Source organism: Paenibacillus sp. FSL R5-0475 (genome assembly GCF_038004585.1).
Taxonomy (GTDB): Bacteria; Bacillota; Bacilli; order Paenibacillales; family Paenibacillaceae; genus Paenibacillus_AQ.
Genome location: NZ_JBBORK010000001.1, coordinates 1,144,447 through 1,160,374 on the forward strand (window position 1 = coordinate 1,144,447; position 15,928 = coordinate 1,160,374).

Sequence of the window (15,928 nt, forward strand, 5' to 3'; positions counted from 1 at the left end):
ACCAACAGGCGATTTCTTTTTTTGAAGAAGTATGCTGTTATTTGATTGCACGACGACGGAACATTTGTCCAATTACATCACTTAGCACAAGTCCAGCTGCAATGGCGCCAGAGAGCATTAATGCCCGAACAGCGATTTCAACAGCCAGAGTATAGTCCTCTTCCACAAATTTACGCATAGCATCGTAAGCGAGACCACCCGGAACAAGCGGGATAATACCACCTACACTAAAAATAATAACCGGCATTTTGAAGGATCGCGCAAAAAATTGGCTGACGATGCCCACTATTACACTAGCTGCAAACGTAGCTACCACAGGCCCGAACTCTACATTAAGAAGCACATACACCATCCAGCCCACCATTCCGGCAAAACCACACTGTAGTAGTGAGCGCTTAGGCGCATTAAATAGAATACAGAAGGTTGCCGCGGCGATAAAACTGGTTATAAGTTGCAAAATCATGAAGGGCTAACCTCTTTCACATGGATATTAAAATAGTGATAGTACAAGCCCGATACCTGTACCGATCGCAAATGCAGTTAGAAAGGCATCGGCTCCCTTGGATATGCCTGAGACCAGATGACCGGCCATCAGATCACGAACGGCATTAGTAATGAGTAGTCCGGGTACTAGAGGCATAACGGAGCCGATAATGATTTTGTCCATCTCTTGACCAATCCCCAGCTTTACAGAACAGAAGGCTAGAAGTCCGATCAGGAAGGAAGCAGAAAACTCTGCGAAGAATTTAGTCTGCACTAAACGATGCAGATAAATGACCGCAGCGAAGCCCAGTCCGGAAATCGGCAAGGCGGGGAGAGCATCCCACAAACTGCCTTTAAACATAACGGTGAAGCAAGCACCAGTAAGGGCGGCTGCTAAGATCTGCAGCCATACGGGATAGACAGGTGAGGCTTCATCGACTTCTCCTAATTTTGCACGAGCTTCCTCAGCTGTAATCTGACGTTCGCTTAGACGCCGAGAAATGTCATTGACCTCCGATACCTTCTGCAGATCTGTTGTTCGCTCCGCAATTCTGTATAACTTAACAGGTTCTATTCTATTTGTGGTGAACATAATAACGGTTGGCGTCACATAGCTATGTGCTCCTGGGAACCCGAGGGATCCTGCCATTCGTGTCATCGTATCTTCAACTCTGGATGTTTCTGCACCATTCTGCAGCATGATCTTGCCAGCAAGAAGACAGAGATCAACGATTTCATAATACGTAGTGTTAGTGTTGCTCGTGCTATCCAACTTCTCCGGTCCTCCTCTGGAATGTGATTATCTATGTTTACATATTTCGATTGTCGCTTCATCTACGTGAAAATAACAATCCCAATATAGCATTATAAACGATATGGTGTGTATTTTAATATAGTTTTTATTTATAGTGTCCGCCGATTTTTCCAGATCTGTCCTTAAGCTGCCCGGCATCTGTAAAAGAAGCTGCTCGCCCAATGATCGTCTCCCCATATTTATTCTTGAGGGCATCGGTCGCACGTTCGAGTTCACGATAGCGAGGGCGAGACTCAAATAGGGTTAGCTGGTACTGGCTTTCGTCAGATAGATTGGACAGGCTTAAATGGATTCTACGCACAGGCTGACCGTCCCAGTGGAGCTTGAAGAGAGAAAGAGCTGCCTCATATACCAGCAAGGTGGCATTCGTAGGATCGCTCATTGTAGTTTGTCTTGAGAAGCCTGTGGGGTCATCAAAGCTGGCACCTTGGCAGCCGATAGACACGACTGCACCATGTACTTTCAATTTGCGGCAACGTCTACATACAAGCTCAGATAGCTCAAGAATGATGGTCTTAATATCTTGCAGCTTATAGTAATCCCTTGGCAGCGTCATTTGGTGCCCGACACTCTTGGGTGCGACTTCATAGGTGCTTGGGCTCACGGGGCTGTCATCGATGCCATTGGCTATCCGCCAATATAGCTCGGCGTCGATATCACATTTTTTGTGAAATTTCTCCCGCATGCGCCATTTCAGCTCGCTTAGCGGCATCTGTGCCAAATGTCCAATTGTCGTAATACCCATGCTTTGGAAATGGGCGGACATGCGGCGACCTACCATGAACAGCTCGCTAATGGGGAGAGGCCAGAGCACATTCGGAAGCTCCTCGTTAGCGAGGGTGAATATACCATCCGCGTTCTTCTTGGCCCACAGGTCGCAAGCCATTTTGGCGGTAACCTTGGAATATCCAATGCCGATGCGCGCACGCACACCTGTGTTTCTACGAATTAGATCCTGAATGGCGGTAGCGATCTCCCTTGGACTGCCAAATAAGCTGAGGCTACCGCTGACATCAATAAACTGTTCATCGATAGAATAGGGCTCTACCTGGTCGCTAAACTTACGTAAAATATCTGTGATTTGAGAGGAGACATCGATATATTGCTGCATATGTGGTCTGACCACGATGACTTCGGGGCATTTTGCCAGCGCTTCCTTCAACGTCTCAGCGGTAGTAATGCCATAGGATTTGGCTATAGGGCAGGCAGCCAGCACAATACCGCTCCGTCTAGCTGGGTCTCCAGCAACGATCAGCGGCTTATTGCTGTACTGCGGATTAGAGGCTTTTTCCACAGAGGCATAGAAGCTTTGGCAATCAGATAGCATAATGACACGCTCTTTATTCATAGGTTCACACGCTCCAGGTGAGGTAGAGATACCTTATATTTTTTCTCCTTATTATAATACGAACGTATGATCGTGTGTATTCTTATTTATTTCCATTTATTTCGTCTCAAGTGTGCATAGACCCGTAGCCACGCCCCCAGAGATAATCGTGAGGATGGAGTGGAAGAAGGTTTCCTTGGAAATCAGGAGTCCTCCCGCGCCGATAATCATAAAGTCGGTCAAAAAAATGATGAATCCAAGGTTCAGCGGGACATACCTTTTTATAAATTGAGCGAGCAGATCGGTGCCCCCCGTACTTGCTTTAAACCGCAGCATAATCCCAAGTCCCGTTCCCATCAAAAAACCGCCAATAATGGCGCTAGAAATGGAACCAAACTCAAAATAATATAGAAAGTGATATTGGAAAGGACCGAGAAGCTCGATCAGAAATGATGAGATCAATAGGCCGAGTACACTGTTGTAAAAGATATCGCGTTCCTTTAACCAAGCGAGCAGAAAGATAGGAAAGCTGCAGAGAATTATAGCTACGCCAATTTTAGCGCCGGATAAATAATTAATAATGAGGGCTATCCCTATTATTCCCCCATCCAAGATTTTATATGGTACGAGAAAAAAATTAGTTCCCGCAGCAACGAGTAAGCTTCCTAAAAGTATGATAAGGTATCTTAATGGCCGCATATTTAACATCTCCACATTAAAGGCATGTCTATAAATATGCTTGTCACTTCCAAAAAATTGCAGTTGAACAAAAAAACCTGATTATGAATCAGGGTTAAAAAGTCTTATATTACATAGTGTGTGAGGGATAGCCGGTTCCTAACGCTCAAAAGACACCAAGTAACTAAGCGTAAACAATTCAGAAATGAAAGTATGAATGTTACTGTATGGAGGAATTAGCACGTGTCCAATAATCGGAGACGTGCTGCTTGTGTTTTTAACGGAAGTAACGCTTACGAAAGCGAAGCGGAGAGATTCCGATCTGCTGAGCAAATCGACGCGAGAAGTAGGCGGCACTCTCGAAGCCGGTACGTTCTGCGATTCCGGCTATAGAAAGCTCAGTCTTAAGCAGCAATAGCTTAGCCTGTTCCAAACGGTAATCCGTCAAATACTCCATCGGAGTCAGCCCATATACTCGTTTCATGCAGCGAGTAAGGTAGTTATAGTGAAAATGCAGTGCGTCCGCTAGTGAGGCATTGGAGAGAGGCTCCGCATAATGATTACGGATATAAGTCTCCGTCTGCTCTGCGATTTCCACCGCGTGACTTTCTGAAGTATCATGCTGTGCCAGATCCATCATCCGCAGTATTTCTTCAAATATCCGTTGCTGCTGCCAAACTGCGCTGGAACGCCGGCCCGTAGACAGCTGTAATAGCATCTCGGCTTGTCCACTCCGTTCAAAAGGGTCAGGGAGGGGACCGAACTGTGGCACTCGAATGGTATACGGATTAGTAAGAAACTGCCGAAAATGTGTTTCACGGTTGATATACACGGGTCCACCCTCAGAGCTAGACCAATCTGCAAGGGTATGAAAATGAATCCATATAAATGAAGTGGTCTCATCACATGGCTTAACGGAGTAATGATAGCGATCGGGCAGCAATAGCAGTGTATGTCCCGCCGAAACCTCCCATTGATTATGGTCCTCCCCGATAAATAGACAGCCTTGTTCTACAATAAGTAGATCAAACACCCCAATATGGCTTCTATTTGGATGCTGATCCCCGGGTTGATAAACCGTGCGATTGCATTCTAGAAAATAAGGAAATGGCGGCGCAGCGAAATGTATAAATGAAAGGCCCATTTTGTAATTATCCCTCCTTTCTAAAGTGTGAAATAGTACAAAAAAGGGGTTGCTTCTGATCGTATTTTTAATCTATTCTACCCCCTATAATTATTATTAGCGAGTATGAAATAAGGCTGAGGGGAAGATGAAGATGAACAAAATTATACAGGATCAAGAAGTTGTAAAAGATCAAACTGTTACCATTCAAGATGATTTCTGGGGCGGATACATTAGGCTGGTCCAGAACGTTGTTATCCCCTATCAATATGAGGCATTGCACGATAGAGCACTGGGAGCTGAACCCAGTCATGCCATTGCTAATTTTGAGATTGCTGCGGGCCGGAAGACTGGCGAGTTTTACGGCTGGGTATTTCAAGATAGTGATGTGGCTAAGTGGCTGGAGGCTGTTGGTTATTCCTTAAGCATCACACGTGATCCTGAGCTAGAGCGTCAAGCGGATGAAGTGATTGACCTCGTTGGCGAGGCGCAGCAGGAAGATGGATACTTAAATACTTATTTTACGATAAAAGAACCGGGTAAACGCTGGACCAATTTGAACGATTGTCATGAGCTGTACTGTGCTGGACATTTCATTGAGGCTGCCGTTTCTTATTATGAAGCTACTGGCAAAAGAAAACTGCTCGACATCATGTGCCGAATGGTTGATCATATTGATTCTATGTTTGGACCGGAAGAAGGTAAAATGCAGGGCTATGATGGGCATCAGGAGATTGAACTCGCGCTCGTTAAGCTGTATCGATTGACAGGTGAGGAACGATATTTGAAGCTCAGCAGCTTTTTTATTAATGAGCGAGGTCAACAGCCGAATTTCTTAAAGGAACAATGGGATAATCTGGGGAAGATCAATTTTTTCACAGGTCGGAAGGGGGATCTTGATTTAAAATATTACCAGAGTCATCTTCCAGTAAGAGAGCAGAAGGTGGCTGTAGGCCATGCTGTACGTGCGGTTTATATGTATACTGCTATGGCTGATCTTGCCGCTATTACTGGAGATGAATCACTTCGTGAAGCATGCGAGAGACTGTGGAATAACATTACGAACAAGCAAATGTACATTACAGGCGGGATCGGCTCTACACATAGAGGGGAGGCGTTCACCTTCGATTATGATCTGCCTAACGATTCGGTGTACGCAGAGACTTGTGCCTCTATTGGGTTGATCTTTTTTGCACAGCGTATGCTGAGAATATCACCGGATGCACGTTATGCCGATGTCATGGAGCGGGCGCTTTACAACAATGTACTGGGCTCGATGGCACAGGATGGCAAGCACTATTTTTATGTGAACCCACTGGAAGTATGGCCTCAGGCATGCAGTTGCAACCCGGAGAAACATCATGTGAAGTCTGAACGTCAAGGCTGGTTTGGCTGCGCCTGCTGCCCTCCGAATGTTGCGCGTCTACTAACTTCGCTCAATCAATATATTTACACGGTTCATGGCGATACACTCTATACGAATTTGTATATTGGAAGTAATCTGAACACTAAGCTGAGTGGAACGGATGTTACGATTCAGCAAGAGTGCAACTATCCATGGAAAGGTACAGTCTCGATGAAGATCAATCCGGCAGACGAAGCGGAGTTCGGAATTGCTTTACGGATTCCATCGTGGAGTCTAGGAATGGAGATCAGAGTCAATGGTGAAGCGCTGAACACTGCTGAGAACATCGAGCAGGGATACCTTGTTATTCGGAGAATGTGGAGAGCAGGAGACATAATCGAAGTGAATGACCCAATGGAGGCACATCGCATTTACGCTCATCCCAATTTGCGAGCAGATGCTCAAAAAGTAACGATTCAACGCGGACCGCTTGTGTATTGCCTTGAAAGTATCGATAATGGTGAGCCTTTAAGCTCTATTTCTTTAAAAGAAGACAGTGAACTCACGGCGAGTTTTGATGAGACTTTGCTTGGTGGCGCTGTTGTTGTCGAGGCAGATGGACTGCGTGTTGATCAAGAGAGCTGGAGTGGTGGACTTTACAGCAGAGAGAAAGCACCTCTTCAAGCCGTTAAGGTCAAAGCTGTTCCCTATTACTTGTGGGGCAATCGTGGCAGTGGTGAAATGAAGGTATGGATTCCGGAAGGTAGTATGTGAGTTATGGGACAGGCAAAGTAATTTAAGGTTTAGGATAGCAGGGATTTACGCTTTATTGTATGCTATATTTGATCGGGACAAGGTAGCTGATCATTTTACAGAAAATATTGGAGGCATCACAATGAGCAAACGTTATCGAATTACACGAGCTATGCAAAATGATGGAGGTTCAACACAAACCATATCTTTAGAAGAGTGCAAGCAGTATTTCGCATCCAAACCTGATTTCACCTATACATCAGTTTATACAGTAGCAGGCGCCACTACGATGTCCATTGAGGGAGATTTCTTTATGTGGAGCTTTGGTGATACTACAATCCCATTTAGGCATTATCAAGGGGATATTTACGTTTCTGGAAATAATGAAGCTGTGATCCCGAGAATGCTTGAGGTTGCGAGTGATTTAAGAGCAGATGTTGTGGAAGGGTAAAAAAAAGACCCCTGAAGAGTTCAGGAGTCATCCAGCGTTAATTATAGATCCGCCCAATCGTTCAAGTGAACGGTTGAGCGGATTTTTTTAACCCAGTTCTACAACTACTTGGTGTACTGCACCGTCTCCAACTGGAGCAATGATGTTACCTTCTACAGCTGTGCCATCCAGGGTAAGACTAACTACACCTTTGGATACATGGTTCGGGTTTTTGATTTGAATCACATAAGTATCTCCACGGAAGACACGTGTGATTTCAAAGCTATCCCATTCAGTAGGAATACAAGGATCAATCTTCAGACCATTGAAATCCGCTTGGATGCCAAGGATCGATTGAGTGATGGCTACATAGTTCCATGCAGCAGTACCAGTCAACCAGGAGTTTTTAGCTTCCCCGTGACGAACGGCATCTTTACCTGCGATCATTTGGGAGTAGACATAAGGCTCTGTGCGGTGAATTTCGCTGATATCCTCCAGGTAAGCAGGAGCAATTTTTGCGTAAATTTCAAACGCTCTGTCGCCATGTCCAAGTACAGTTTCAGCGATCATGATCCAAGGGTTATTATGGCAGAAAATACCGGCATTTTCTTTGTAGCCCGGAGGGTACGTAGAAATTTCACCCAGGTTCAGATAGTACTTGGAATACGGTGGCTGTTGCAATACGATACCGTATTTAGTATCCAAATGCTCTTGTACGGATGATAGAGCTTTTTCAGCTTGACCATTTTCCACACCGATACCGGCCATTACGCAGATCCCTTGTGGTTCGATGAAGATTTTACCTTCTTCATTTTCTTTGGAACCGATCTTGTCGCCATAGTGATCATAAGCACGCAGGAACCAATCGCCATCGAAGCCGTGCGTCAATGTGATTTCTTTCATGTTGTCAATCTTAGCTTCTGCATCCACAGCTACATCGTTAAGTCCGCGCATCCGGCAGATTTCAGCATAGTCAGGTCCAACGAAGACGAACAGACCCGCGATAAATACAGATTCCGCAACGCGACCTTCGATGTTGGCAGTGGTTTGGAAAGATTCACCCGGCTCAGTAGAGAAGCAGTTGAGGTTCAAGCAGTCATTCCAGTCTGCGCGCCCGATCAGTGGCAAGCCGTGAGGTCCGAGATTGTTAGTCACATGCTCAAAGGAACGTTTCAAGTGCTCGAACAGCGTAGCGGTGTTATTCGGATCGCTGTCAAAAGGAACCTGCTCATCAAGAATCGAGGTATCGCCAGTTTCTTTAATGTAAGCAGCCGTTCCTAGGATCAACCAAAGCGGATCATCGTTAAAGCCGGTGCCGACTTCGTTGTTACCTTTTTTAGTGAGTGGTTGGTATTGGTGATAGGCACTGCCATCTTCAAATTGTGTAGCCGCGATATCGAGAATACGTTCTTTAGCACGTTCAGGAATTTGATGAACAAATCCGAGCAAGTCTTGGTTAGAATCACGGAAGCCCATACCACGGCCAATACCGGATTCAAAGTAGGAAGCAGAACGGGACATGTTGAAGGTAACCATACATTGATATGGATTCCAGATGTTAACCATGCGATCCAGTTTCTCGTCGCCGCTTTGGATTTGATATTTAGACAGCAGGTTATCCCAGTGAGCAGCAAGTGCAGCGAGCGCAGCGTCTACTTGTGCATCTGTAGCAAATTGCGCGATCATAGCTTCTGCTGGTTTTTTGTTGATTACATTCAGGGATTCCCATTTATCTTCTTCAGGGTTCTCGATGTAGCCGAGTACAAAGATGAAGCTTTGTTCTTCACCTGGTTCAAGCGTAATGTTAAGTGCGTGTGATCCGATAGGGGACCAGCCGCTAGCTACGGAGTTAGTAGGTTCGCCTGCAACTACAGCTTGTGGGCTTTCCAGACCGTTGTACATCCCTACGAAAGCTTCACGATCAGTATCGAAACCAGCGATTTCTTTATTTACGGAGTAGAAAGCATAGTGATTTCTGCGCTCACGATATTCAGTTTTGTGATAGATAACGGAATCCTTCACTTCAACCTCACCGGTGCTGAGATTGCGTTGGAAGTTAGTCATATCATCTTGTGCATTCCAGAGACAGAACTCTGCAAAAGAGAACAGTTTCACGGATTTTTTAGCAGAGCTCGTGTTCTTCACTACAAGACGATGTACTTCAGCATTATGACCCATAGGGACAAAAGCAAGCTGGTTCACAGAAATTCCGTTCCGTTCGCCAGTAATGGAAGTGTAGCCAAGACCGTGACGGCATTCATAGAAGTCGAGATCACGTTTTACTGGCATCCAGCCTGGGGTCCAGAAATCACCATCGTCATAAAGATAGTAGTAGCGGCCGCCGGTATCCAGTGGGATATTGTTATAACGGTAACGGGTCAATCTTCTGAGACGAGCGTCCCTATAGAAGGTGTAGCCACCAGCTGTATTGGAAATAAGTCCGAAAAATTGCTCATTACCAAGATAGTTAATCCAAGGGTAAGGGGTTTTAGGTGTGTTAATTACATACTCTTTTCGAGTGTCGTCAAAGGTTCCGAATTTCATGTGAGAAAGTCTCCTTTCGATTGTGAACGCGCGTTTATAAGTTTCAGAAAAAATTCCCTCGAGGGAAGGGAGTTTTTTCAATGCTTTTAAGCAAGACAATTAAAGCAGTAGTTTCGATACCGAATCAAATAGCAGCTTCACGGAAAAATATGTAGATTTCTTCAGCGAAGGATTGATCTTAAGCTATTTCTTCGGCGGTTGACAGGAATCTCTCTCCACTAAACGAGCTGGAAAGCTGATCGTGCTAAACGTCGGCTGCTGTGAATCACACAGCTCGATTACTTTTTCAACTGCAGCCTTAGACATTTCATAGATCGGCAAGCGTACAGAGGTCAGCTTAGGCTGAATACGGGATGCTAGCTGAATGTCATCAAATCCAACCATGGAGAGATCTTCAGGGACAATGATTCCGTGCTCGGAGAACGCTTCCATCGATGATATAGCCATATCATCGTTGGAGGAGAAGAAGGCCGTTGGCAAAGGTTCTCCAGAAGCGAGAAGCTTCTTAACCTCTTCGTAAGCAGTCTCTTTCAGAAAATCACCTTTCAGAATAAATCTCTCATTTACAGGCAGGCCATGTTTCTTCAACGTATCTTCATAAGCCGTATAACGCTCTCGTCCAGAGTACGTATTCATTTGCCCACAGATGATGCCAATCTCTTGATGACCCAGAGCGATCAAATATTCAATCGCTTCAGTGGTGCCCTCGTAATCTTTGGAGTTCACAATGGCCAGATGATTGCGGTCAAGATGCTCCGACATAATCTCAGAAATATCATAATCAATTAATACGAGAGGAGAGTCGAGCCCTACCATTTCTCGGACGATATTAATATCCTTCTGAGTGCCGACAATGATACCGCCGTCAATCCGTTTTTGAAGAAAAGCTTGCTTTACCTTGATGAAATCGTCGGGAGAGTAAACTGTATGAATCAGTACATAACATCCGCGGGCATTCGAGGTGTCGACTACGGCATCAACGAATGGAGCAAAGTAATTGTTCTGATAAATTCGGGTAGTATTCTCCTTCTCGTTCATACTGATGGCGAAGAGTCCGATCGTATCGGTCTTCTTACCGGCTAAAGCCCTTGCAAAGCTGTTCGGTTCGTACTGATGTTGCTCAATCACCCGCAGCACTTTGGCCCGGGTCTCTTCAGGGACGTTGGAATAATTGTTGATCACGCGGGATACCGTACTTCGGGAAACCCCGGCCAACTTAGCTATATCTTCGCTGCGCATGTTTCCCCTCTTTTCATAAACGCGCGTTTATGAGTTTATTGTAAGCGAAAGCATTGTATAAATCAATCGTAAATAATAAGAAATTTGTGAAGAAGGGAAGAAACTAGTTAATAGTTTGTATAAGATTTTTGCAGAGAAAGTGCATTGAAAGCTATAAAAGTCATGCTACTATTGTGATAATGATTATTGAGAATGATAATCAATGAAAATATAGCATTGGAGTGAAGGGATAATGGTAAGATGGGGTCGGAAGTTTTTATGGTCAGCAGTACTTATTATGGCATTGACCGCGCTGGCGGCATGCGGAACGAATAGCAATACTACGAAAGATAATGTTGCTAAAACAGAGAATGCAGAGGAATCAACCTCAGCTAGCAGCACACCGAGCGAAGGAAGTGGAAATGCTTCGGAAGAGGTTGCAACTCGGACGATTACAGGGGAATTCGGAGATGTTGAGATTCCAGTCAACCCTAAACGGGTGGCCGGGATTTACCTTGAAGATTATTTGAAGGCATTGGGGATTACCCCGGTGGTTCAGTGGTATCATCCAAGCTGGGGCAAACAGGATTACTTAAATCTCGATGTGCCAGAATTTGATATCACCGGAAGCTTGGAAGCGTTGTTGGAGAAAGACCCTGACTTGATTATTGCGGACGGAGGCGCGGATGCGGCGAGGTATGAACAATATTCCAAGATAGCACCAACGTATCGTCTCCCTGAGGCGGCGCTGCAGGACTCAAGACAAGTGCTTACAGCGATTGCAGATGCGCTCGGTATTCCGGAGAAGGCTGAGGCTGTGCTCGCCGAGTATGATCAGAAAGTGGCAGATGGAAAAGCTAAACTGCAACAGGCTCTGGGGCAAGAAAAAGTAGCAGTGATCCGGCTCAACGTAGCGGATAAGACCTTTGCTTTGTTCGGTGTTAAAAACCGTTTTATCGGTGTGATTTATTCTCAATTTGGCCTGACACCCGTGCCTATGGCTGCAGAAATGACCGAATATCAATCTATTATTTCCGAAGAACTTATTCCTCAGCTTGAAGCGGATCATATCATCGTATTCCCTGACAACGGGGGCTGGGATACTGAAGGTAATCAGGAAGCGATCCAAATTCTTGATGGGCCGCTGTGGAAGAGCCTGCCCGCAGTGAAGAACGGGAATGTTTATAGAATGGAACGTTCCCACTGGCAGACTGGTGCCATCACGGCCAATTCGATGAAGCTTGATGACCTGCTGGAAGCTATGGTGAAATAAATGGCAGCCGCCTTGAAGGAATAGCAAAAATAAGGTCTATCAGCACCCTTGATAGACCTTATTTTTTGTTTTACACTGAAGTGAATGAAAATGGTTCTCAATTGGGGGCGGGAGAATGGCAAAAGATTTGCAAGACAGCCATAGAAGGAAGCTATTCTATAGCTTGATAAATATAGAAACCCAATCCCTGTCAGGAAGCGGACAGAGTGAGGTGTTTCAGGATCATACACTACTCATTGTATCGGAAGGACAGGGGTATGTTGAGGCTGAGTTGAGGCAGTTTCCACTGGAAAAAGGTACTGGGTTCTTGTTCGAACCAGGGTTATTAAGCAAAATCAATGCCGAGGAGCGGGGGCTTAGCTTTTATCGGCTTACTTTTGAAATCATCGAAACCGGGGAAAACAGGCAGAGTGAAATAGAAGGAAGGACTAAAGAGGACATCCTTCGATCTGGTTTGTTAAGCTGTAGACCCTTTTCACAATGTAAATTACTGCTAGAGGCTATCTACCATAGCCGTAGAAGCACAGATGAGATCGAATGGTTCGCAGGCCATACGCGCTTTCAGGAGCTGCTTCTGCTAATCATGCGTGCAAATTCCTCTTTCGTTCAGGTCACGGGTGATCATGAGGCAATACAGCGTTCCATTCACTATATGGAGGAGCATTATAACCAAGCCGTAACCGTTGATCAGTTGGCTGAAGTTGCAGGTATTACACGTGCGCGTTACACACAAACATTTAAAGAGGTGACAGGGAGGGTTCCCTTGGAGCATTTGAACGGGCTTCGTATCGAAAGAGCGCAGCAGCAGCTACTGCTGACGAATGACCGTATGCATGATATCGCGGTATCCGTCGGATATAGTAATGAGTATTATTTTAATCGGCGTTTTAAAAGATCGGTGGGTGTTACTCCAGGCCAATACAGAAGCTTCCATCAGGATGGGTTGAGGGTGTTTGCTCCTTTTTTGGAAGATTATCTATTGGCTCTGGATATTACGCCTGTGGCGCAATATTGTCACGCCGAGTGGGGGAAACAAGAGTACTTGGCTCTCCACAATGTGCCTGAGGTAGATATTTCGACTCGTAATTGGCAGGAGCTCTCCCGGTATACGCCCGAATTGATCTTGCTGGATAATGGCTTTCATCGTTGGCACCTGGAGGAGTGCAGCCGGATCGCTCCGTTGTTCAAGCTGCCTGTTCATCAAGAGGATTGGCGTGCCACATTGTATTCCGCAGCAGCAGTCTTTGGCAGAACGGAGCGTGTCCAGGAAGTGATCGACAATTATGAGCTTCAGGCACAGCAAGCCAAGCAGCTGCTTACCCGTTCCGTCCATAGTCAGACCATAGCTTGTTTAAGAATCTCAGTCTACGGAATCACTCTCTATGGATGTGAGCATTTGGGGTATACAGGAAGCGTGCTTCATCATGATTTGGGCTTGCAACCCCATAGTTTGGTTCGGAAGTTGACCCGTGGAAAGAATCGGGTAAACCTGACAAAAGAAGAGCTTGCCAATCTGACTGCGGATCATTTGTTCATTACCTTTGATCAGCTTGAAGGGGGAGGACGGGAACTGCTGGATACACAACTCTGGCGCAACTTGCCTGCTGTACGTAACGGCAGCGTATATGAGGTGGATTTCATGGCCTGGATGAATTACGGTGTATTGTCGCATCAGCGTAAGATTGAGGATGTATTAAGAGCGTTAGGATAAGTCAGAAACTAGACCAGATAAAAAAGAGGACAATAAGTGCCACTATACTGCTGACGCGGGTCATTAATAAATAAGCCTCACTTGGCTCAACGTTACCTTTGACCATCCATCCGTATCTCATGTACCATCCGAATCGTGGGAAAAAGATGTTAAGTAGCGCTAACAGAACAAAGAGGAAAATAAAAAAGCCCATGATTTATCACTCCTTTATGTAATGTATACGCGAAACTGTATGGAGGGTGTCCCGATTCATGTGTGAGTTTCCATATATTTATTTAAGCTTATGCAATATAGACTGATAAAAAATGAAAATTGCTTAAGGAGCGGATAAATCGTATGGAACACACAGGTCTTTTTTTCGGAGGGGGAGTAGGTGTTTTGTTCTTTTTAATTTGGTTGATATCAATTGGCTTGGGAATCTACTTCTTCGTTCTGCTAGTAAAATTGGCACGTAGAGGAATAGTGGCTTTAGATTTATACATCTACGCTAAAAATCGTGAAATACGTACTCGTTATGAGTCGGTTCCAGACAGGTCAGAGGAAATTTAAGGCCATTAAATGATTAATGATACTTAAAGTATCAGATACCCTAGCTACCTTAACAGGTAGTTGGGGTATTTTTTGTGGAAATATTCAGGACTATGCTATCGATGAGATATGTTTAGCGGTGTACTGTTGTGTTTACATAAAAAAAGAGTTCGTTAAATAAAAAATGGTTTTCTAAAAATAAAGGAGGAATTGATCGATGTCTAACCAATATACGATGCAAGATCCTACCACTCAGTACACCAAGGCAGGACCTGAATTTCAACAGCAGCAACAAGAGCCGGGGCTTCAGAAGAAGATGAATCCCGTGCCTGATACAGGTGAAGATACCTATCAAGGCACCGGACGTCTGACTGGACGAAAAGCGATTGTTACAGGGGCAGACAGCGGGATAGGCCGAGCTGTTGCGATTGCTTTTGCTCGTGAAGGCGCAGATGTTGTCTTATCCTATATGCCGGAGGAAGAAGAGGATGCAAAGCAGGTTCTCAAGCTGGTGCAGGAAGCAGGACGAACCGCAATCGCCATCCCAGGTGATCTTAAGGCCGAGGAGTACTGTGAACAGCTCGTCGATACTGCGGTCAAGCAGCTGGGTGGGATTGATATTTTAGCCAATGTAGCGGGCAAACAGCAATTCGTCCCCGATATTGCTGATCTTACTACGAAGCATTTTGACGATACCTTTAAAACGAACGTATATGCTATGTTCTGGCTGTGTAAAGCGGCAGTGAAACATATGCAACCGGGTAGCACCATCATCAACACTTCTTCCATTCAAGCCTATAACCCTTCGCCCATCCTGTTGGACTACGCGACGACCAAGGCTGCGATCAATACATTCAGTAAATCTCTCGCTCAGCAAGTCGCTGATAAGGGCATTCGAGTTAATGTAGTGGCACCAGGTCCCGTATGGACACCTCTTCAGGTGGTGGGTGGGCAACCAGAGGAAGTGCTGAAGGAGTTCGGCGCGAGCACACCACTAGGCCGTCCGGGACAGCCTGCAGAGATGGCTCCGGCATATGTATTTCTTGCTAGCCAGGAATCGAGCTATATAAGTGGCGAAACGCTAAATGCCAATGGCGGAACTCCAACCCCATAGAATATTTAGTGGGATGTTGCTATTGTAAATACGGAAATTATTCAAAAGTACCCTACTAATTATAGCTGTGGGGTGCTTTTGTTTTTATATAGAGAAAGGTGTATTATAGAACTTAATACTTTTTATCCCATTATTTTTATAGAATATGATCTAGAACTGATCAAGATTGTCGAATACATAGATTTCCTGCGATTACCCGAGAAATATTTGAGTTGGTACAAGGTTTAGAGTTTAGTGTAGACCATAGAAAGAATTAGGAGCTGTATTATGTGTAAAAAGAAACTAGCAATACTCATTTTTTCCTTTGTTCTGATCATGGCGTGTTTTTCATCAGGAGCAGTCTTCGCGGATAAAGGAAACGGAGCTGTAATGGATAGTGGAACAAAGGAAAGGCTGATGGAAAAGTATGATCTTGTACAGCCTGAACTTACAAATCCAAAATCACTTTGGAGCCAAAGCGATTTTGGAGTCAGTAACCCTATTGCTATATTTGTAGGTATCAGTAGGTTATATCTGAATCCATATGTTTTTGCTGCGCAAGAAATGATTAATCATTTGATTGACCGAAGCCGTCAACATTAATGACC

14 protein-coding genes are annotated in these 15,928 nt (G+C 45.0%); 6 read left to right on the top strand and 8 right to left on the bottom strand.

Annotated features, from left to right (window positions below):
- Nucleotides 1-37 precede the first annotated feature (37 nt).
- The 5 genes from MKX41_RS04855 to MKX41_RS04875 all read right to left on the bottom strand — a co-directional run bounded on the left by MKX41_RS04855 (nt 38) and on the right by MKX41_RS04875 (nt 4,446).
- On the bottom strand, nt 38-463 hold the full coding sequence (locus MKX41_RS04855; RefSeq protein ID WP_042126727.1) for a threonine/serine exporter family protein: 426 nt from the start codon (nt 461-463) through the stop codon (nt 38-40).
- A gap of 27 nt (nt 464-490) precedes the next feature.
- On the bottom strand, nt 491-1,255 hold the full coding sequence (locus MKX41_RS04860) for a threonine/serine exporter family protein (protein ID WP_042187254.1): 765 nt from the start codon (nt 1,253-1,255) through the stop codon (nt 491-493).
- Nucleotides 1,256-1,382: 127 nt separating this feature from the next.
- On the bottom strand, nt 1,383-2,645 hold the full coding sequence (locus MKX41_RS04865; RefSeq protein ID WP_076299479.1) for a DNA polymerase IV: 1,263 nt from the start codon (nt 2,643-2,645) through the stop codon (nt 1,383-1,385).
- 96 nt (nt 2,646-2,741) lie between these two features.
- Nucleotides 2,742-3,332 (bottom strand): YitT family protein, encoded by a 591-nt coding sequence (locus tag MKX41_RS04870; RefSeq protein WP_042193725.1) that lies wholly within the window; start codon nt 3,330-3,332, stop codon nt 2,742-2,744.
- Nucleotides 3,333-3,579: 247 nt separating this feature from the next.
- A complete protein-coding gene (locus MKX41_RS04875) occupies nt 3,580-4,446 on the bottom strand; it encodes a helix-turn-helix transcriptional regulator (RefSeq protein ID WP_340968935.1) in 867 nt (288 codons plus the stop codon).
- Nucleotides 4,447-4,579: 133 nt separating this feature from the next.
- On the opposite strand from MKX41_RS04875, the gene MKX41_RS04880 reads away from it, so the two are divergent.
- Both MKX41_RS04880 and MKX41_RS04885 read left to right on the top strand, forming a co-directional pair.
- Nucleotides 4,580-6,544, top strand: a complete 1,965-nt coding sequence (locus tag MKX41_RS04880; RefSeq protein WP_340968936.1) for a glycoside hydrolase family 127 protein — start codon at nt 4,580-4,582, stop codon at nt 6,542-6,544.
- A gap of 121 nt (nt 6,545-6,665) precedes the next feature.
- Nucleotides 6,666-6,974, top strand: a complete 309-nt coding sequence (locus tag MKX41_RS04885; RefSeq protein WP_042187261.1) for a hypothetical protein — start codon at nt 6,666-6,668, stop codon at nt 6,972-6,974.
- An 87-nt stretch (nt 6,975-7,061) separates the two neighbouring features.
- Here MKX41_RS04885 and MKX41_RS04890 read toward each other — a convergent pair whose 3' ends face one another.
- The gene (locus MKX41_RS04890; RefSeq protein ID WP_340968939.1) at nt 7,062-9,497 is read right to left on the bottom strand and encodes a GH36-type glycosyl hydrolase domain-containing protein; all 2,436 of its coding nucleotides are present in this window, start codon (nt 9,495-9,497) and stop codon (nt 7,062-7,064) included.
- A gap of 183 nt (nt 9,498-9,680) precedes the next feature.
- A complete protein-coding gene (locus tag MKX41_RS04895) occupies nt 9,681-10,736 on the bottom strand; it encodes a LacI family DNA-binding transcriptional regulator (RefSeq protein ID WP_340968941.1) in 1,056 nt (351 codons plus the stop codon).
- 232 nt (nt 10,737-10,968) lie between these two features.
- On the opposite strand from MKX41_RS04895, the gene MKX41_RS04900 reads away from it, so the two are divergent.
- Nucleotides 10,969-11,988, top strand: coding sequence for an ABC transporter substrate-binding protein (locus MKX41_RS04900; RefSeq protein WP_256989875.1), 1,020 nt, complete (start codon nt 10,969-10,971; stop codon nt 11,986-11,988).
- Between the two features lie 115 nt (nt 11,989-12,103).
- Nucleotides 12,104-13,699: a helix-turn-helix domain-containing protein gene (locus MKX41_RS04905; protein ID WP_339247333.1), complete on the top strand. Its 1,596-nt coding sequence runs from the start codon at nt 12,104-12,106 to the stop codon at nt 13,697-13,699.
- Between the two features lies 1 nt (nt 13,700).
- Here MKX41_RS04905 and MKX41_RS04910 read toward each other — a convergent pair whose 3' ends face one another.
- Nucleotides 13,701-13,892, bottom strand: coding sequence for a DUF6199 family natural product biosynthesis protein (locus MKX41_RS04910; RefSeq protein ID WP_340968944.1), 192 nt, complete (start codon nt 13,890-13,892; stop codon nt 13,701-13,703).
- Nucleotides 13,893-14,444: 552 nt separating this feature from the next.
- Between MKX41_RS04910 and MKX41_RS04915 the strand changes: the two genes are divergently transcribed.
- The gene (locus tag MKX41_RS04915) at nt 14,445-15,341 is read left to right on the top strand and encodes an SDR family oxidoreductase (RefSeq protein ID WP_340968947.1); all 897 of its coding nucleotides are present in this window, start codon (nt 14,445-14,447) and stop codon (nt 15,339-15,341) included.
- 267 nt (nt 15,342-15,608) lie between these two features.
- The gene (locus MKX41_RS04920) at nt 15,609-15,923 is read left to right on the top strand and encodes a hypothetical protein (protein ID WP_340968949.1); all 315 of its coding nucleotides are present in this window, start codon (nt 15,609-15,611) and stop codon (nt 15,921-15,923) included.
- The last annotated feature ends 5 nt before the right edge of the window (nt 15,924-15,928 follow it).